Raw genomic sequence first — 17,762 nt, forward strand, 5'->3', positions numbered from 1 at the left:
TGATTAGGATATAGATTAACGATGCGTCATTTAGTTGCTCAGCTCATTATTGTGATTATTACCGTCGTGGCTCTCAAGTCACAGCGGGGGCAGCGTATGCTAAATCGATATACCTAATGAGGTTTAAAGATTGAAACAAACCCCCCGCTCCGAAAGGACCGGGGGGTTTTTTATTAGTATCCTTAAAGTTTCAATGGGCTGTAAAGCACAATTTTTTTGTAATGCATGGCAATAGAGGTGACGAGATTAATGGAACAAGGGCAGAAAATTCGTGGTGCTGATGCAGTAATCAAAGCGTTAGTCGCTCATGGTGTGAATACAATCTTTGGTTATCCTGGTGGCGCTATCATGCCGCTTTATGATGCACTTCATGGTAGCACTGTGGATCACCTATTAAGCCGGCATGAACAAGGTGCTGCTTTTGCTGCATTAGGCTATGCGCGAGCCAGTGGCCGAATTGGTGTGTGCTTTGCCACTTCAGGACCGGGTGCGACAAATTTAGTGACTACCCTTGCCGATGCATTATTAGATTCAGTGCCTATGGTGGCGATTACCGGACAAGTGCCGAATCATCTTATTGGTACCGATGCTTTTCAAGAGATTGATATGCTAGGGATGTCCTTATCTTGTACTAAACACAGTTTTATGGTGACTCACATTGATGAGCTTATTCCTACCTTATATCAAGCCTTTGAAATTGCAACTTCGGGTCGTCCAGGTCCCGTTTTAGTCGATATACCTAAAGATATCCAAGTGGCCATGCTGGAATATAAAACCCCCTTACATGCTGTAATACCTGAACCTTGGCATCAAGATTCCGATATTGATGCTGCAAAAGCCTTATTACAAGCGGCAAAGAAACCCATTATTTATGCCGGTGGTGGTGTGGGAATGGCCAATGCAGTGAGTCAATTACGTGACTTTATTGATGTGACTGGCATGCCTTCCGTTGCAACGCTAAAAGGGCTGGGGAGCATTACTATCGATACGCCTGGTTATTTAGGCATGCTGGGCATGCATGGTTCAAAAGCGGCAAATATTGCGGTACAAGAAAGTGATTTACTCGTGGTCATTGGAGCACGATTTGATGACCGAGTGACTGGACGTTTGTCTTGTTTTGCGAGTAAAGCCAAGGTGCTTCACCTTGATATAGATGCGGCAGAGTTAGGTAAATTGCGGGCTGCGGATGTTGCTATTGCCAGTGATTTACGTGAAGTGTTACCTGCCATTACTCAAACATTGAATATCAATGAATGGTGCGAGGAAGTGAAACAACTTCAAGTAACTCATGAGCGACATTATGACTGTCCTGGGGAGCTGATTTATGCACCTTCTATGTTAAGGCGCTTAGCGCAAAAACTGCCAAAAGACAGCGTTGTGAGCTGTGATGTGGGGCAACATCAAATGTGGGTTGCTCAACATATGTGGTTTGACAGACCTGAAAATCATTTATCCAGTGGCGGGCTGGGCACGATGGGATTTGGTTTACCTGCGGCGATTGGCGCTAAAGTGAGTCGCCCTGAATCAACCGTTGTTGCGGTATCAGGTGATGGGTCTTTTATGATGAATGTACAAGAACTTGCCACGCTTAAGCGTCGGCAACTTCCGGTTAAGATATTGCTTATTGATAACCAAAAGTTAGGTATGGTTAAACAATGGCAGCAACTGTTTTTTGAAGAGCGTTATAGCGAAACTGATTTATCTGATAATCCTGACTTTGTACGCTTAGCTTCAGCTTTTGACATTCCTGGCCGCACAATTGATAAGGCTGATGAAGTCGAAGCGGGTCTTGATGAAATGCTTAATGCGAAAGGGGCTTTTTTATTACATGTTGCTATTGATGATGCACATAATGTTTGGCCTTTAGTGCCGCCTGGGGCGGCGAATCACAATATGATGGACGAGACGGAGACGCAAATATGATCTACGACATGATTTTAACGGTACATCAACGCGCCGAAGTATTAGAGCGTGTTTTAAGAGTCATTCGCCATCGTGGTTTTAAGGTGATGAGCATTAACATGCAAGTCCATGAGAATGAGACTAGTATGGTGGATATAGCCGTAGAGAGTGAGCGGGCAATTACTTTACTGAGTAATCAATTGAATAAATTAATTGATGTGCTTGAGTGCCAAGTCTTACCATCAAAGATAGAAAACAAACTTGCTAGCGTATAAGGAAAAAAATAATGGCCGCAAAAACAGCAGAATATATTTGGTTTAATGGTGCAATCATGCCTTGGGCGGATGCAAAAGTTCATGTGATGTCCCACGCGTTGCACTATGGCACTTCTGTATTTGAAGGTATACGTGTTTATGACACACATTTGGGGCCAGCAGGTTTTAGATTAACGGATCATGTGCAACGTTTGTTTGATTCAGCCAAGATTTATCGCATGCCTATTCCTTTTAGTTTTGATGAGGTTATGCAAGCTTGTACTGATAGTGTACTGAAAAATGACTTAAGCAGTGCCTATATTCGCCCATTAGCGTTTTATGGGGATGTGGGCATGGGGATCACGCCCCCTAAAGATGCAGTATGTGACTTATTGGTGGCAGGCTTTCCATGGGGAGCTTATTTAGGTGAAGACAGTATGGAAGCGGGGGTTGATGTCGCGGTTACATCTTGGAATCGCTTGGCGGCCAATACTATCCCTACTGGCGCTAAAGCGGGTGGTAATTATCTATCATCACTGCAAATTTCAACGGAAGCCAAACGAAATGGTTTTGATGAAGGGATTGCCCTTGATACTAACGGGTTAGTGAGCGAAGGCGCGGGTGCTAACTTATTTGTGGTGAAGAAAAACAAAATTTATACCCCACCTGCAACCGCTGCCATTTTAATGGGATTGACCCGCGATACGATTATGGTTCTTGCCAGAGACATGGGTTATGAAGTCGTTGAAGAAGCCATGTCACGAGAGTTTTTATATCTAGCCGATGAAATTTTCATGACGGGAACAGCGGCTGAAATTGTCCCTGTTCGCAGTGTCGATAGAATTGATATAGGTGAAGGGCACCGTGGGCCTATTACTAAGAAAGTACAGCATAGCTTCTTTGGTTTATTTACCGGAGAAACAAAAGATAAGTGGGGCTGGTTAGAGCCTTTAAAGTGAAAATGAGTCGTGGTTAAAGCAGGGTGTTGATTGCATCGCTGCTTTAGCATTATTGATACAGATGATAATAGCTCATTCTAATATAGGGTTATTTTCTCAAAGATAGGACAATCGCAATGCCAAAATTACGTTCAGCTACCAGTACCGAAGGTCGTAACATGGCAGGTGCTCGCGCACTCTGGCGTGCTACGGGTGTCAAAGATAACGATTTCGGCAAGCCGATTATCGCTATATCTAATTCTTTTACACAATTTGTTCCCGGACATGTTCACTTAAAAGACATGGGATCTTTAGTGGCCGGCGCCATCGAAGAAGCGGGCGGTATTGCGAAAGAGTTCAATACTATTGCGGTGGATGATGGCATTGCTATGGGGCATGGCGGTATGCTTTATAGTTTACCTTCTCGTGAATTGATTGCCGATAGTGTCGAATACATGGTTAATGCCCATTGCGCCGATGCCTTGGTATGTATTTCAAACTGCGACAAAATCACCCCTGGTATGTTGATGGCTGCATTAAGACTTAACATACCTGTGGTATTTGTGTCGGGTGGGCCGATGGAAGCGGGTAAAACTAAGCTATCGGATAATATCATTAAGCTTGATTTGGTTGATGCTATGGTGGCGGGCGCCGATGAGCGCGTGTCTGATGAAGACAGTGAGAAAATTGAGCGTAGCGCTTGCCCCACTTGCGGTTCTTGCTCTGGCATGTTTACCGCAAATTCAATGAACTGCTTAACTGAAGCTTTAGGCTTATCTTTGCCTGGTAATGGCTCTATGCTAGCCACTCACGCCGATCGCCGTGAATTATTTTTAGAAGCGGGTAGGCGTGTAATGGATTTAACGACACGTTATTACCGTGATGATGATGCATCCGCGCTGCCACGTAATATTGCCAGTTTTAAAGCGTTTGAAAATGCCATGACATTGGATATTGCCATGGGGGGCTCCAGTAATACTGTATTGCATTTATTGGCGGCGGCGCGTGAAGCAGAAGTCGATTTTACTATGGATGACATCGATAGATTGTCACGTCTTGTGCCTCATCTTTGTAAGGTGGCGCCGTCAACGCCTAAATATCATATGGAAGATGTTCACCGCGCTGGCGGTGTGATGGGGATTTTGGGTGAGCTTGATAGAGCAGGATTGTTACACAACGAAGTGCCTCACGTGGCTGGTGAGAGCTTGAAAGCCGTGTTGGCAAAATATGATGTGGCGCAAAGTGATGATGCGGCTGTGCATCAGTTTTTCTCAGCAGGTCCTGCGGGCATTCCAACGACTCTGGCTTTTAGTCAAAGTTGTCGTTGGCCGAGTCTTGATATCGATCGTGAAGAAGGGTGTATTCGCAAACGTGAATTTGCGTTTAGTCAAGAAGGCGGTTTAGCGGTGCTATCGGGTAATATTGCCCTTGATGGCTGTATTGTGAAAACTGCGGGTGTGGATGAAGAGAATCATACCTTTGTGGGGACTGCTCGAGTATACGAAAGTCAAGATGATGCGGTAGCCGGTATTCTTGGTGGTGAAGTGGTGGCCGGTGATGTGGTGGTGATCCGCTATGAAGGCCCTAAAGGGGGGCCGGGTATGCAAGAAATGCTTTACCCGACTAGTTACTTAAAATCTCGCGGTTTAGGTAAAGCTTGTGCGCTCATTACCGATGGACGTTTCTCTGGCGGCACATCAGGTCTGTCTATTGGCCATGTGTCACCTGAAGCGGCAGCAGGTGGCACCATTGGTCTAGTGGAAACTGGCGATCGAATTGAAATCGACATTCCTTCTCGCTCTATTACTTTAGCCATTAGTGATGATGCATTAACGGCACGCCGTTATGCGATGGAAGGGCGAGGACAAGATGCATGGAAACCTGTTGGTCGTGTTAGACAGGTGTCTTCAGCATTGAAAGCTTATGCGCTATTAGCCACCAGTGCCGATAAAGGTGCGGTGCGCGATCTCACTAAGTTGTAGTTCTTTTTCATCTATAGGCAGGACAGAGCGAATGTCCTGCCATTGAGGTTTGATATGCTCGCATTAGCTTCACAGTCACAGTTAGAATTAGCCCAATATTATCTACAGAAAATTTTGTTGAGCTCCGTTTATGATGTTGCCAAGGTGACGCCGTTATCGAGTCTTAATAAGCTATCCGCGCGATTAGGCTGTCAGGTTTTTTTAAAGCGAGAAGATCTCCAACCTGTGCATTCTTTTAAGTTAAGAGGTGCTTACAATAAGATTGCTGAACTCTCATTTGATGAGTGTCAGCGCGGTGTCGTGTGTGCCTCTGCGGGTAATCATGCTCAAGGCGTAGCAATGTCTGCGGCCGCAAGAGGAATAAGTGCTGTCATTGTGATGCCTGAGACGACGCCAGACATTAAAGTTGATGCCGTGCGCCGTTTAGGCGGTGAGGTGGTATTACATGGTCAAGCCTTTGATATGGCCAATGCCCATGCACAATATTTAGCAAAAACAGAAGGGCGTGTATATGTGGCCCCCTTTGATGATGAAGCGGTGATTGCGGGTCAAGGCACCATTGCACAAGAAATGTTACAGCAACAGCGGGACTTAGAAACCATTTTTGTGCCTGTGGGTGGTGGCGGGCTCATAGCAGGCATTGCTGCTTATTATAAAGCGGTGATGCCACAAGTGAAAATCATTGGCGTCGAACCGGAAGATTCTGCTTGTTTAAAAGCCGCATTAGCAGCTGATGAGCGTGTGGTGCTGGATAAAGTCGGGTTGTTTGCCGATGGTGTCGCGGTGAAACAAATTGGCGCTGAGCCGTTTAAATTGGCACGTGAATATGTGGATGAAGTGATCACGGTTTCTTCAGATGAAATTTGCGCGGCATTGAAAGATATTTTTGAAGATACTCGCGCGATTGCAGAGCCTGCAGGCGCCTTATCGTTAGCAGGCCTTAAAAAGTATGTTGGTGATAGTGGTAAAGGTGAGAAGGTTGCAGCAATATTAAGTGGCGCCAATGTGAACTTTCATAGCTTACGCTATGTGTCAGAGCGTTGTGAGCTTGGTGAGCAAAAAGAAGCGATTCTAGCGGTGAAAGTACCTGAAAAGCCAGGTGTTTTCTTGCGTTTTTGTGAGTTACTTGAAAAACGTGTCATGACCGAATTTAATTACCGTTTCAACAGCCGTGATAAAGCAGTGGTGTTTGCGGGGATTAAACTCACTTCAGGACAAAGTGAGCTTGATGGCATCGTGACAAATCTTGAAGATGAAGGTTTTGAAGTTCAAGATTTATCCATGGATGAAACGGCAAAGCTACATGTGCGCTATATGGTGGGTGGTCATCCCTCTGAAGTTTTGACAGAACGTTTGTTTTGTTTTGAATTTCCTGAGCATCCTGGCGCCTTGTTTCAATTCTTAATCACATTAAAAAGCCAGTGGAATATTACGCTGTTTCATTATCGTAACCATGGAGCGGCTTTTGGCCGAGTACTGGCAGGCTTTGAAGTACCCGAAACTGACAATTTGGCTTTTCAACAATTTTTAAATAAGTTAGGCTTTGAGTATAAAGAAGAAACACATAACCCTGCTTATCAATTATTCTTAACGAACTGAATGGAAGTATAGGGGTGAGACAAAAAAGCCATGCTGAATATTCAGTGTGGCTTTTTCATTATGATTCTTTTTTAAGCTTGTGGTATGTTATTGGCTTGCTATTTTATGTGTCAGTTATTTTTCTGCTCTAGTGTTTTTTGTCTTGTTTTTATAAGGAAATATCATGTTAGTTGCTCCTACCGTTCAGCCATTTTTCCCGCCTCAACGTATATTAATGGGGCCAGGGCCTTCCGATGTACACCCACAAGTATTAGCAGCGCAAGCTAAACCAACCATTGGGCATCTTGACCCTTTATTTGTGGCCATGATGGATGAGCTTAAAGCACTTATTCAATATGCCTTTCAAACGAGTAATGCCATGACGCTGGCTGTATCGGCGCCCGGCTCTGCGGGCATGGAAACCTGTTTTGTCAATTTAGTTGAGCCAGGGGAAAAGGTGATTGTGTGCCGTAATGGTGTGTTTGGTGAGCGTATGCGTCAAAATGTCGAGCGTATTGGCGCGGTTGCTGTTGTGGTGGATAATGAATGGGGCGAAGCGGTTAATGTTGATGCACTTGAGGCGGCGCTAAAGGCACATCCCGATGCAAAATTTGTGGCTTTTGTGCACGCGGAAACCTCCACTGGAGCGTTATCTGATGCTAAAAGTCTTTGTGCACTAGCGAAACAACATGATTGTTTAACTATTGTTGATGCGGTCACATCCATAGGGGGGGTGGAGCTTAGAGTCGATGAATGGGGCATTGATGCCATTTATGCTGGTAGCCAAAAATGTTTATCTTGTGTGCCTGGGTTATCGCCAGTGTCTTTCTCGCCTTTGGCTGTTGAAAAACTGAAAGCAAGAGCCACACCCGTGCAAAGCTGGTTCCTCGATCAAAGTCTGGTGATGGGATATTGGAGTGGAGAGGGCAAGCGCAGTTATCATCATACGGCCCCTGTGAATGCATTATATGCCTTACATGAATCTTTGCGTTTATTAGCTGAAGAAGGGTTGGAAAATGCATGGCAGCGGCATCAAGATCAACACTTAATTTTACGTCAAGGCTTAGAAAAGCTTGGGCTTGAATTTGTGGTGCAAGAAGCGGTGAGGTTGCCTCAACTTAATACCGTGTTGATTCCTGCAGGTATCGATGATGGACAAGTGAGATCGCGTTTATTGCAAGATTATAACCTTGAAATTGGCGCGGGCTTAGGCGCTTTTGCAGGTAAAGCATGGCGCATTGGATTAATGGGCTATGGCGCACGACGTGAAAATGTGAGCTTGTGTCTTAAGGCGTTGAGTGATGTGTTGAATTAGGCGCTATTTTAAGGAGAGGAAGGCGTCATGCTTTGAATATAAGCAGCGAGCTCTTTGATGTCATCATTTGAGAGTTTTTTGGTGATTAACTGCATTGGGCTACCAAATGCTTTATCTGTGGTTCGCTTACCTTGCTGATATTCATGTAGTGCCATTCGAACATATCGAGCATGCTGGGCCGTTAATTGTGGAGCATGTTTTATTTTGTTGCCTTCCCCTTTGATACCATGGCAGCTTTGGCATGAGGCGATATTGCGTTTGATATCGCCTTCTTGATACAGTTTTTTGCCTTTCTCTACCCATATCGCATCTTCTTTTTGAGTGTGAATTAAGGTATCGATAGTTGGATTTAAATTTGAGGCTATTTTAAGCGGTTGCTTTGAGAAATACTGGGCAATTTTCTTAATTTCACTGCGAGAATAATCTTGCATAATACCTTTCATTTCATCTGTTTGACGTTCACCTGCTTTAAAGGCCAATAGCTGGCGAATTAAATAATCCATATCTTGCCCAGCTAAGGTGGGCGATTGTTTGTTATATTGATCTGTGATGGGGGGATTACCGTCAATAGCATGACATTCTGCACAGGAGTAATGGGCGTGTTCTCGAACTTGTGTGATCAATTTTAAGCTATCGCTAGATGCCGCATAGCTTGGAGCATATAAATGCACCAATGCGCAATAACTGAGTAATAATTTTTTGACCATCCGTAGGTAACCTTATTTCAAAAGCGAATACGTTAATGTCTGTAAAAAGGTCCCATCGCCATTGTTTTTTGATTCCATTTCGCCTGCAATATATCGATATTGACCTGTGCCACCGACGATGGCAATAGGTGAAATACCTTTATCGAATTCTCGGCCTTGTACCTGAATAGTGCCGTTTTGTAAGCTAAGTGTCCATTGACATTGCAAGCTATGGTTTAGCCGCGTTCGTACACAAAATCCACTATTGGTGCCGATTTTTTGTTTTTTATCGTTTAATAATGGCTGGTCAAATAAATATTGATCGCCTAAAGAGTCACCTTTTGGTGGAAGATCGATATATATCGCAGGGGCTGTTTTAGCGTCGGCAATAGTCACAAGGGTCTTCTCTTTGGCAATTGTGCTACATGAAATTGACATTAGCAGGCCAATACAGATGAGGTTAATCTTTTTTGTTGCGCGCATGTTATTCCTTAATCATATTTAACCCATGGTGCTTTTTTTGATGGGGTATATCGTAAATAAAAGTGAGTCAATTAAATAAAATCATAATTAAAATAAATGATTAAGTTGTATTTTAATGAGAGTGAATTTGATGAATTTTTGGCGGTATTAAATCAAGTCACTGGGAATAAGTATAACGTAAAGCGGTAACAATACCTGTACTTTAGCTGACTTTACTTTTGGGTTAATGAAAAACTTCATGGTAAACTGCGCGATCTAATTTTATATCTTTGGTGATCAGGGCAGAGTAATGATCGGTACAGGACTTTCAAAGACTGAGAAAACAGTCGCATTTTCTTTGGCCAGTGTGTTTGGTTTACGCATGATGGGCTTGTTTATGATCATGCCCGTCTTTGCTCTTTATGGACAAAACTTAACGGGATTCTCGCCGCTTTGGGTGGGAATAGCGATTGGTGCTTATGGTTTAACACAAGCTATGTTGCAAATTCCAATGGGGATATTATCGGATAAATTTGGCCGAAAGCCGATTATTCTCATCGGGCTTTTTGTTTTTGCTTTAGGCAGTTTATTGGCAGCCAATGCCGACAGTATTTATGGCGTGGTAGCTGGTAGGGCATTGCAAGGTGTCGGTGCTATTGCAGCAGCAGTGTTGGCGTTAGCAGCAGATTTAACCCGTGATGAGCAGCGTACTAAAGTGATGGCTGTGATTGGCATGTGTATTGGTTTTTCATTTGCACTTTCTTTGCTGGTGGGCCCCATTGTTGCGCAATATATTGGGCTATCAGGCTTGTTTTATATGACGGCAATTTTAGCCGTTGTAGGCATGTTAATTGTTCAATTACTGGTGCCTAACCCTATTTCTCATGCTCCCAAAGGTGACACGCTCGCTGTGCCTGCCAAATTAAAAGCCATGCTTAACGATCCACAGCTTATTAGGTTAGATGCGGGGATTTTTATTTTGCATTTAGTTTTAACGGCAGTGTTTGTGGCTTTGCCTCTGGATTTAGTGGATGCAGGTTTAGTAAAAGAAAAGCATTGGATGTTGTATTTTCCCGCTTTTATAGGCTCTTTTATGCTGATGGTGCCGCTGATTATTATCGGGGTTAAGCGTAATAATACCAAGACGATGTTCCAAGTTGCCTTGATGATCATGTTATTGTCCTTAGGTGTGATGGCAACGTTTTCTCATAACTTGACCCTATTGATGGCTGCGATTGTATTGTTTTTTACTGGCTTTAATTACCTTGAAGCGTCATTGCCCAGTTTGATTGCTAAGTTCTCGCCAGTGGGGAGTAAAGGTTCTGCCATGGGGGTGTATTCCACAAGCCAGTTTTTAGGGGCATTTTGTGGTGGTTTGATTGGTGGTGGTGCCTATCAATATTTGGGGGCGAGTGGGGTTTTTATTGCCGCTGCGGTTTTGATTGTTGTTTGGCTACTATTAACTTTAGGTATGGAAAAGCCTGTGATGTTGAAATCTTATACACTTGAAGCTAATATCGAAAATAAACAAGATGCTAAGCAAATGGCTGGTGAATTATCCATGTTGAATGGGGTGGTTGAAGCCATGGTCGTGCTAGAAGAAAAAGTGGCTTATTTGAAAGTAGATGCGCATTTCGATTTAAGAGAAGCGCGAGCTGTGTTAGGCTTCACCCAATGAATAGGAGTGCGTTAACTGCACTTACGTTTTACCCATATTAAATAACACGCGATCAACATGATCCGTTTTTATTAGCAATTGCAGGAGAGTTCAATGGCCAGTCGTGGTGTCAATAAAGTAATTTTGGTCGGTAACTTAGGAAAAGATCCTGAAGTACGCTACATGCCGAATGGCAACGCAGTAGCCAACTTTACCGTGGCGACCAGCGAAACGTGGAAAGATCAGCAAGGCCAGCAACAAGAACGTACCGAATGGCACAACATTGTGATGTATCGTCGTTTGGCTGAAGTGGCTGGTGAGTACTTGAAAAAAGGCTCTAAAGTTTATCTTGAAGGTAAATTGCAAACCAGCAAATGGCAAGATCAGCAAACGGGTCAAGACCGTTATAAAACTGAAATTAATGCCAGTGAAATGCAAATGTTAGACAGCCGTGGACAAGGCGGTGGTCAACAAGGCGGCTATCAACAAAATAGTGGCCAACAAAATAGCCCTCAACAAGGTGGCTATGGCCAACATAATAGCGGTCAACAAAGTGCACCTCAGCAAGGGGGTTATCAGAGCGCGCCACAACAAGGTGGCTATGGTCAACAGAGTGGCGGCCAGCAAGCCCCTCAAGGTCAAGTACCACAACAAGGTATGCAACAGCAAGCGGCTTATGCGCCTAAACCACAAGCTGCTCCTCAGCAACGTCCAGTGCAAAATGCTCCTCAGCAGCGTCCTGCTCCGCAGCCAGTTCAGCAAGCTGCGCAACCAGCTCAACAGCCTCAGCAAGCGCAAAACTTCACGCCAGATTTGGATGACGGTTGGGATGATGATATTCCGTTTTAGGCTTTTGCGCCTAGAGTGCATCTAACGGTTAATGCTTGTGATTAACTTTTGTAATTAATAGTTAGATGAATTGATAAAAAGTCCTGCGTGAGCAGGACTTTTTTCGTTTTAGGTTTCAGTGTCTCTAATAACCTTGAATCTACATTTTGAGGTGTGTATTGACTATTATTCGACGTGTAACCAATTTAAGTCTTCTGAATCAGTGTAGTAAAGGCAATCTCCTGTTCCTTCTACATGAACACTGGTATCAGCCGCTTTTGCTGCCATGACAGCAGTTGCAATTAACTTTCCTTTTTCTGTCGTAGTGTCAACGACATATCGACCTGCTATGGTGCCATATGAGGCGCAATAAGGACGACCAGTTTGATTTTCAACGGTAAAAGCAAAACTATCATGGAAATTATGTATCCAATAATCGATGATCTTACCGTTACTAGTGCTGGCTATAGCACTAGTTGAAAAGAATAGCATGAGTAAGCCTATGATAGATTTATTCATAATCATTTCCTTATAGAATATGTGACGACTCACCAGCGTGATCAGGTGAGCTTATAGAGTATAGGGAGGAGTTTTTGCTTTATCTGTTTTTTCGTTTTCGGTGTACAACTTGAGCACTATTTTTTACGGCGATTAAGCTTTGCTTAATGGAAGGTCGTGAGTTCCCATTTCTTCTTGTAATAAAGCGTGGGGTAAAGAGGGCTGCTCGTCCTTATCCTCTTTATAATCTCCATAACACCCAGACGAAGTTACCTGCATTAAGTACGAGCTTTATGCTGACTCAAAAAATGATTAACACTTCCGCTGCTATATCTGATGTAAATGGATTTACAAATGCCGTGATGATAGGGATATCAATGAACGGCCTATAGCCCGAAAGTTAAACTGACATCCATGTCAGCTTTACATCATTTATTGAACGCATTTCAGCAATTTCGATGGGGATCTAAAAGCAAAAAAGTCAAAGCGTGTGGTTTCTTCGACTTGGGGGACTTCGCATATTAAGCGAAGCTTAATCGATAAAAAATGCTATTCAATTTCATTCAAAGGCTAAGATCCACGTTATATTTTCTATTTACACTCGTAGCCTTTGCTTTGTAATAAGGCGATGACATAGCCGTGGCCGCTATTTAAAGATTAATATTGGCCCCCGTATTGAAAGCGCCTTGACCACAGCCCCAATCTAATCGGTATGAAGTGGGACCAGTATGATGTCCAACCCCAACAATATAGGCTATCCCTTTATCATCATTGTTATTTGCTTTAACGCGATTACAAACAAAAAAGACAGTGCAACCATCATCTCTGTCTCTGATACCATGTGAGATATGAAATACGGTTTTTCCTCCAACTTGATAAGCCGTTCCTCCTCCTGTCGTGGTGCCGTTATGGGCTAAAATATACTGAGCGCAGTGCCTGACATGTTGCTCGTCAGCATTTGCCCATGCTTTGTTTTGTAGCCACTGCGTGAGTCTATCTTCGCTCATAAAGCCACTGCCATCTATGATCTGAAGTTTTTGAATGCAAGATGCTTGAGCAAGCTTGTTATAAAACATGCTTGGGAGTGGGTTAAGAAGAAGATTGCCTTTTTTGTCATACTTAATGGATACTGAGGCAGATTTCGTTTTTTTGATATCAGTTTTTTTTTGAGGTTTTATTTGTCGTTGGGCATACATATATCTCTCCTTTTACCGTTATAAAGGGTGGGAACGTTTGCTTGGGCTATAGCATGTGAACGCGTGTTAATTGAATATACTGCAAGAGTTTTTAAGAGATTTTGTTATTCGCAGAAATACTTTTATTAATGAAATAATTGTAAAAATGAGTGTGATTTATCACATCGTTTATTTGGAGGGCTGTGATGATTTTTAGATTGGTGGATGATTCATTTCAAGGTGTTCTGTGGACTCAGTTTTGGTCGCTCAGCAAGTTCATCGCTGAATTCGAAGCCTTCATATTCACTTAGATTTATAAGTAAAGAAAAAACAGATTATTGAGTATTGGCTAAGTTGTGAAAGTTTTAACACACGATTAAAAATAGATTTCCCAATTTGGTTAATACCACAAACTTGAAAAACATTTTTGTCAAATCAATTCCGATTAGTGTAACGTTCATATTGGACACCTTTGGTTGATTATTGAACATGCAAACTCAATATGGCGCAAATGACGCCGGTTCAACAAGAGGTGTCCATCCCATCATCCGTATTTCTCGCTCAGGAAAAGTCATTATTATGGCCTTCGCCCAATAACTTCTATGACGCTCAGACCTATGTATGGGGCTGCAGAACTGGTTCTGCGAGAGCTTATTATCTTCGAGACACATGGTTCGCTTAAGAAAAATATTTATTTAACTATGCCACTACAAGTATTTTAAACTTGGTAGATAGGATCATTAGAAGATTAGAGAAGGAAGAAAAAGAGTTTCGAAGTGATTTAAAAGACTGTGGGGTGGCGCTCTCAGTAAGACTGGCAGTAAACTTATCTTTTGCGTTAATGTTCAAACAAATTATAACTGGAATTAAACCGTGAGTAATTATGAGTTCACTAGTCAGTTCTATGGTTATTATGATGGCACATTAACGCAGAATCGGTGTTGGCTTGTGTACGACTTACTGTTTAGACTTTGGGAGTAAAGACTTGTTTCACCAATGATCGTCTCATAGATTCAGAGTTGATGTTTTCGCCCAGAACACGAAGTTGATTTACCCCTTCAGGCATCCCTCTTCCAGAGCCGTGATAGCCTGTGACTTTCATGTTTTTATAACCTAAGCCGCCGAGTGCGTCACTGAGTTCCTGAGCAAAGGGCTGGCGATCAATTGATTTAAAGCTCGTAAAACCCAGATTGAAATTAAAGTTATAGGTAGGTTGGCTTGCTTTTTTTAATTCTTCCTTATTGAAAGAAGTGATGGAGCGTGTGTCTGCACTCTCACAACTTACGCTTCTTACGTCATCAAAGCTGGTTTTCAGTCCTCCTTTTTTGAGATCTTTAGCAAGTTGGTTAGATGAAATTTGTGGTGAATCTTTTGACAATGTAGCCTGCAGCGTATCTTTTCCCGCTGTACCATGTGCAACAATGTAGAGTTTGTGTTTTCCTTGTGAGAGTTGTCCAAGCAAATGGCTATCTTGATTACTGTAAACCTCTAATTTTTGATATGTATTGAGCATTTCAAGATTATTTCTTAATAATGCCTGATCTTTGATTATTCGATTTTCTATTGTTTTATTTGTTTGCTCTCTTAACTGTATATTTTCATTAGAAGTATAGTTTATTTGATTATTTGAAAGTATATTTTGGTTGTTTTTTTGTATTAATGTTTGAAGTCTTTCTATATAGCTAGAGTATTGGTTTATTTTTTGCTGTTTAATGTTTTCGAATTGCACTTTTGCATTGTTATCTTTAACGATAACAGGATAGGCTTCTTTACCTTGTCTTATGCGGGTGATATTTTTCCCCATGCATTGTTCAACAGAGTCTTCAACGGCAAAGGGGCTATAGATGATACCATCTTTTTGCACCTTTACGGATTGACTTTGGCTTGGGTTTTGACTGCTCGATATTCCTGTCAAATTGTCTCTTACACTTGAAGTTGTGTTTGAGTTGATGCTTGTCGATGTTCGCGAACTCTCAATGGAGGTTGATGAAATTGGTGGTGGTGGCGGAGCAGATTTTGGAACCGATAATGTTGTTGGCATAAGAAAATGTCTCTGTTTGATGATGATGAATTAAAATGACTGTTATTGGGCAAAAAGTTTTTTAATACCATCCACTTTTTGGTAGAAATACTCGATAATCATACCGAGATTAGATGCAATATGTAGGCAGCTGGGATCGACCAGAGCTTTGAGTTCATAACCTTGATTTGCTTGTACTAGTACCGCTTGATCGAGTTCAATATTAGGGATGGGTTGTTGTAAGAGGCTGAGTAATTCTGCTGCCTGTTGAGTGATTAAAGTGGAGGTGAGTTCACTAAAAGCCGACCATAGCCATAGTCTATCATTTTCAATACTGATGGTAATATCAGGCAGATTTTCAAATTCAAGGTGAATACTGGAGTGATCGCGAAAGCCTGTAAGTTGTTCGGCTGGACACTCCAATGAAATCAGCGCTTGCTCGACTAAAGATTCTAAACTTTGATGATAATGATTTGAATATGATAGTGGTGTTGTTGTCAGCATAGATTACCCCTTTAAATACTCAGTACAGCATTAAGATAAGTGCTAGCTTAATGGGAACAAGCTATGAAAATATATCGACAATATAAACTTTTTTTAATGAATTGGTCTGACGAGTTTAAAAATTAATCTTTTTATCCGTAAGAGTGAAATGTTTTTTAGTTATCGATGTCCTTTAACGCTTTCTGAGGAGCCCTTTTTCGGGGGGATTAAGTGTGACTCTTTTTTATGGCGTTATCACTTATTCATTTAAGTTCCACGAATGGGGAAACTAGCGTGGTGTTTGAAGCTCAATTGAACATAAGGACATCTTACCGGCATGTATAAATAACTTGTAAATGGCGTATGGTTCATCACAAAAGTTAAACCGATCCTATACTGACAACAGATGTTTTCTAAGTCAGGCGGATGTGATGGTTGATGATGAATGGGTAAGAAGCTCTTTGAATAAAAAAGGCGTGATGGTAAAGCAGTTTTCCAATGTTAGTCAGGCCTTTATTCGAGATGCAGCCAGTGCAACACATGATTTAATTGATATGGGCTGTGCCTACGGCATAGCGACTCTTCCCATACTTGAAATGAAAAAACACATCATTGCTTGTGACTTAGAGCAGCAGCATTTGGATATTTTACAAGCTGAAACCCCCAAAGCCTTATTGCCTTTTTTAAGCTTAAAACAAGGGTGTTTCCCCTATGATTATGACTTTAAAAGTCATTCGATTAGTGGGATCCACTGTTCTTATATATTCCATTTTTTAAAAGGTGGAGAGGTTATAGAAGGAATTAAAAAATCATATGATTGGCTGATACCTGGAGGTAAACTGTATATCAATACAGCAACGCCTTATTTGAACTGGCTTAATTTTATTGATGAGTTTAAGCGCAAAGAAGCATTAGGTGAACGTTTCCCTGGTGAAATCGATATACAAAATATGGGGCAATTTATTCATCAAGAAAAAAATGATCTTATGCCTGGAGATGCATTACCTGATTTTTTTCATGTGTTTACTATCAAAAGTTTCTCAAGCTTACTGGAGGGGATTGGTTTTGTTGTTGAGGATAGTCACTATTTTGATATTCACTTTCCAGATGAGCTAGACCATTTTTTTGGCGGTAATGGTCGAGGCATTTTAGGGATAATTGCCAGTAAACCTCGTTAATTCTGAGTGATAAATGTGATGCGCTGGAGGAAATAGCGAGTTTTTGATGACTGTGCTAAGATGGTGACATAAGTTAATTTATGTCACCTAAGTAGGGTCGATGAGTAATAATAAAAAGACGCCGCTTCCTCAGCGCGGACCAGAATCACATGAGCGGCGGGAGCAAATTATTCATGTCGCAATTGAGCATTTTAGTCATTATGGTTATAACAAAACCTCTGTGGGCGATATTGCAAAAGCCATTGGTGTTTCTAATGCCTATATCTATAAATTCTTTTCATCTAAAAAAGATATTGCTGAGGCGGTTTGTGCTGAAACATTAATGGCGCTTGATGAAGGTTTAGCGGCTATTGTCGATGCTGAACACAGTGCAACTCATAAACTAAGATTGATTTTTAAGGCATTGATGCAAGGAAGTTTAGAGCTTCTTTCTAAAGAAAAGAAATTACATGAAATTGCCGCATTGAGTTTTGAAAATAATTGGTGTTCAAATAATAATCATCAAGCGGCTCTTTTTAGCCTTATTGAAAAGGTGGTTATACAGGGGCGTGAAGATGGGGTTTTTGATCGTAAGGCACCTTTAGATGAAGTTTGTTTGGCCATTCGAGATACGATGTTGCACATTTCACATCCATTATTATTAGAGCAAAAAGAGGAGTCTCAGCTTGAAGAAAGCTTGATAGCAATAACCAATATGGTACTTCGTAGCTTGGCTATTTAAAGTTTTATGAGTATGAAGTATCAATAAAACAAGGTTACAAGTTTGACTTTTTGTAACTTGTAACCAATAATGGGTCCCATTGAAG

Annotated in this window: 17 protein-coding genes and 1 pseudogene; 11 read left to right on the top strand and 7 right to left on the bottom strand. The window is 41.9% G+C overall.

All coding sequences use genetic code 11. The features are described from left to right. Nucleotides 1–249: 249 nt before the first annotated feature. The 6 genes from ilvG to Q0976_RS01285 all read left to right on the top strand — a co-directional run bounded on the left by ilvG (nt 250) and on the right by Q0976_RS01285 (nt 7,969). Nucleotides 250–1,923 (top strand): acetolactate synthase 2 catalytic subunit, encoded by a 1,674-nt coding sequence (gene ilvG, locus Q0976_RS01260; RefSeq protein WP_299490054.1) that lies wholly within the window; start codon nt 250–252, stop codon nt 1,921–1,923. Next, on the top strand, nt 1,920–2,177 hold the full coding sequence (ilvM, locus tag Q0976_RS01265) for an acetolactate synthase 2 small subunit (protein ID WP_299490056.1): 258 nt from the start codon (nt 1,920–1,922) through the stop codon (nt 2,175–2,177). The genes ilvG and ilvM overlap by 4 nt, the downstream gene beginning before the upstream one ends. An 11-nt stretch (nt 2,178–2,188) precedes the next feature. Next, on the top strand, nt 2,189–3,115 hold the full coding sequence (locus tag Q0976_RS01270) for a branched-chain amino acid transaminase (RefSeq protein ID WP_299490057.1): 927 nt from the start codon (nt 2,189–2,191) through the stop codon (nt 3,113–3,115). A gap of 116 nt (nt 3,116–3,231) precedes the next feature. Next, on the top strand, nt 3,232–5,076 hold the full coding sequence (gene ilvD / locus Q0976_RS01275) for a dihydroxy-acid dehydratase (RefSeq protein ID WP_299490060.1): 1,845 nt from the start codon (nt 3,232–3,234) through the stop codon (nt 5,074–5,076). 54 nt (nt 5,077–5,130) lie between these two features. Next, nucleotides 5,131–6,675, top strand: a complete 1,545-nt coding sequence (gene ilvA, locus Q0976_RS01280; protein ID WP_299490062.1) for a threonine ammonia-lyase, biosynthetic — start codon at nt 5,131–5,133, stop codon at nt 6,673–6,675. 163 nt (nt 6,676–6,838) lie between these two features. Further along, nucleotides 6,839–7,969, top strand: coding sequence for an alanine--glyoxylate aminotransferase family protein (locus Q0976_RS01285; protein WP_299490064.1), 1,131 nt, complete (start codon nt 6,839–6,841; stop codon nt 7,967–7,969). Nucleotides 7,970–7,977: 8 nt separating this feature from the next. Here the strand turns inward: Q0976_RS01285 and Q0976_RS01290 are convergent, their stop codons facing one another. Then, nucleotides 7,978–8,676, bottom strand: a complete 699-nt coding sequence (locus Q0976_RS01290) for a c-type cytochrome (RefSeq protein WP_299490067.1) — start codon at nt 8,674–8,676, stop codon at nt 7,978–7,980. Between the two features lie 12 nt (nt 8,677–8,688). Beyond that, nucleotides 8,689–9,138, bottom strand: coding sequence for a dirigent protein (locus tag Q0976_RS01295; RefSeq protein WP_299490069.1), 450 nt, complete (start codon nt 9,136–9,138; stop codon nt 8,689–8,691). A gap of 289 nt (nt 9,139–9,427) precedes the next feature. On the opposite strand from Q0976_RS01295, the gene Q0976_RS01300 reads away from it, so the two are divergent. Both Q0976_RS01300 and Q0976_RS01305 read left to right on the top strand, forming a co-directional pair. After that, the gene (locus tag Q0976_RS01300; RefSeq protein ID WP_299490072.1) at nt 9,428–10,795 is read left to right on the top strand and encodes an MFS transporter; all 1,368 of its coding nucleotides are present in this window, start codon (nt 9,428–9,430) and stop codon (nt 10,793–10,795) included. Nucleotides 10,796–10,888: 93 nt separating this feature from the next. Further along, a complete protein-coding gene (locus Q0976_RS01305; protein WP_299490076.1) occupies nt 10,889–11,623 on the top strand; it encodes a single-stranded DNA-binding protein in 735 nt (244 codons plus the stop codon). A gap of 165 nt (nt 11,624–11,788) precedes the next feature. Here Q0976_RS01305 and Q0976_RS01310 read toward each other — a convergent pair whose 3' ends face one another. The 4 genes and pseudogenes from Q0976_RS01310 to Q0976_RS01325 form a co-directional block, all read right to left on the bottom strand. Then, nucleotides 11,789–12,121, bottom strand: coding sequence for a hypothetical protein (locus Q0976_RS01310; RefSeq protein WP_299490079.1), 333 nt, complete (start codon nt 12,119–12,121; stop codon nt 11,789–11,791). Between the two features lie 629 nt (nt 12,122–12,750). Continuing rightward, on the bottom strand, nt 12,751–13,296 hold the full coding sequence (locus Q0976_RS01315) for a hypothetical protein (RefSeq protein WP_299490081.1): 546 nt from the start codon (nt 13,294–13,296) through the stop codon (nt 12,751–12,753). 330 nt (nt 13,297–13,626) lie between these two features. Beyond that, nucleotides 13,627–13,736, bottom strand: a pseudogene (locus Q0976_RS01320) (IS110 family transposase); the annotation flags it as partial. 503 nt (nt 13,737–14,239) lie between these two features. Continuing rightward, nucleotides 14,240–15,139 (bottom strand): hypothetical protein, encoded by a 900-nt coding sequence (locus Q0976_RS01325; RefSeq protein ID WP_299490083.1) that lies wholly within the window; start codon nt 15,137–15,139, stop codon nt 14,240–14,242. Between the two features lie 52 nt (nt 15,140–15,191). On the opposite strand from Q0976_RS01325, the gene Q0976_RS01330 reads away from it, so the two are divergent. After that, on the top strand, nt 15,192–15,350 hold the full coding sequence (locus Q0976_RS01330) for a hypothetical protein (protein ID WP_299490085.1): 159 nt from the start codon (nt 15,192–15,194) through the stop codon (nt 15,348–15,350). Nucleotides 15,351–15,358: 8 nt separating this feature from the next. Here Q0976_RS01330 and Q0976_RS01335 read toward each other — a convergent pair whose 3' ends face one another. Next, complete coding sequence (locus tag Q0976_RS01335) at nt 15,359–15,799, bottom strand: hypothetical protein (protein ID WP_299490088.1); 441 nt, start codon at nt 15,797–15,799, stop codon at nt 15,359–15,361. Between the two features lie 410 nt (nt 15,800–16,209). Here Q0976_RS01335 and Q0976_RS01340 point away from each other — a divergent pair, with 410 nt between their 5' ends. Both Q0976_RS01340 and Q0976_RS01345 read left to right on the top strand, forming a co-directional pair. Then, nucleotides 16,210–16,956: a class I SAM-dependent methyltransferase gene (locus tag Q0976_RS01340; protein WP_299490090.1), complete on the top strand. Its 747-nt coding sequence runs from the start codon at nt 16,210–16,212 to the stop codon at nt 16,954–16,956. 100 nt (nt 16,957–17,056) lie between these two features. Continuing rightward, nucleotides 17,057–17,677, top strand: coding sequence for a TetR/AcrR family transcriptional regulator (locus tag Q0976_RS01345; protein ID WP_299490093.1), 621 nt, complete (start codon nt 17,057–17,059; stop codon nt 17,675–17,677). Nucleotides 17,678–17,762 lie beyond the last annotated feature (85 nt).

This window comes from uncultured Shewanella sp., from assembly GCF_947501665.1.
Lineage (GTDB): Bacteria > Pseudomonadota > Gammaproteobacteria > Enterobacterales > Shewanellaceae > Shewanella.

Excerpts from the sequence above, each read along its gene's own strand:
- Q0976_RS01270 (WP_299490057.1), top strand. The coding sequence starts at position 2,189 with ATGGCCGCAAAAACAGCAGAATATATTTGGTTTAATGGTGCAATCATG.
- ilvG (WP_299490054.1), top strand. The coding sequence starts at position 250 with ATGGAACAAGGGCAGAAAATTCGTGGTGCTGATGCAGTAATCAAAGCG.
- ilvD (WP_299490060.1), top strand. The coding sequence starts at position 3,232 with ATGCCAAAATTACGTTCAGCTACCAGTACCGAAGGTCGTAACATGGCA.
- Q0976_RS01335 (WP_299490088.1), bottom strand. The coding sequence starts at position 15,799 with ATGCTGACAACAACACCACTATCATATTCAAATCATTATCATCAAAGT.
- Q0976_RS01305 (WP_299490076.1), top strand. The coding sequence starts at position 10,889 with ATGGCCAGTCGTGGTGTCAATAAAGTAATTTTGGTCGGTAACTTAGGA.
- Q0976_RS01345 (WP_299490093.1), top strand. The coding sequence starts at position 17,057 with ATGAGTAATAATAAAAAGACGCCGCTTCCTCAGCGCGGACCAGAATCA.
- Q0976_RS01310 (WP_299490079.1), bottom strand. The coding sequence starts at position 12,121 with ATGAATAAATCTATCATAGGCTTACTCATGCTATTCTTTTCAACTAGT.
- Q0976_RS01285 (WP_299490064.1), top strand. The coding sequence starts at position 6,839 with ATGTTAGTTGCTCCTACCGTTCAGCCATTTTTCCCGCCTCAACGTATA.
- Q0976_RS01340 (WP_299490090.1), top strand. The coding sequence starts at position 16,210 with ATGGTTGATGATGAATGGGTAAGAAGCTCTTTGAATAAAAAAGGCGTG.
- ilvM (WP_299490056.1), top strand. The coding sequence starts at position 1,920 with ATGATCTACGACATGATTTTAACGGTACATCAACGCGCCGAAGTATTA.
- Q0976_RS01300 (WP_299490072.1), top strand. The coding sequence starts at position 9,428 with ATGATCGGTACAGGACTTTCAAAGACTGAGAAAACAGTCGCATTTTCT.
- Q0976_RS01295 (WP_299490069.1), bottom strand. The coding sequence starts at position 9,138 with ATGCGCGCAACAAAAAAGATTAACCTCATCTGTATTGGCCTGCTAATG.
- Q0976_RS01315 (WP_299490081.1), bottom strand. The coding sequence starts at position 13,296 with ATGTATGCCCAACGACAAATAAAACCTCAAAAAAAAACTGATATCAAA.
- Q0976_RS01290 (WP_299490067.1), bottom strand. The coding sequence starts at position 8,676 with ATGGTCAAAAAATTATTACTCAGTTATTGCGCATTGGTGCATTTATAT.
- ilvA (WP_299490062.1), top strand. The coding sequence starts at position 5,131 with ATGCTCGCATTAGCTTCACAGTCACAGTTAGAATTAGCCCAATATTAT.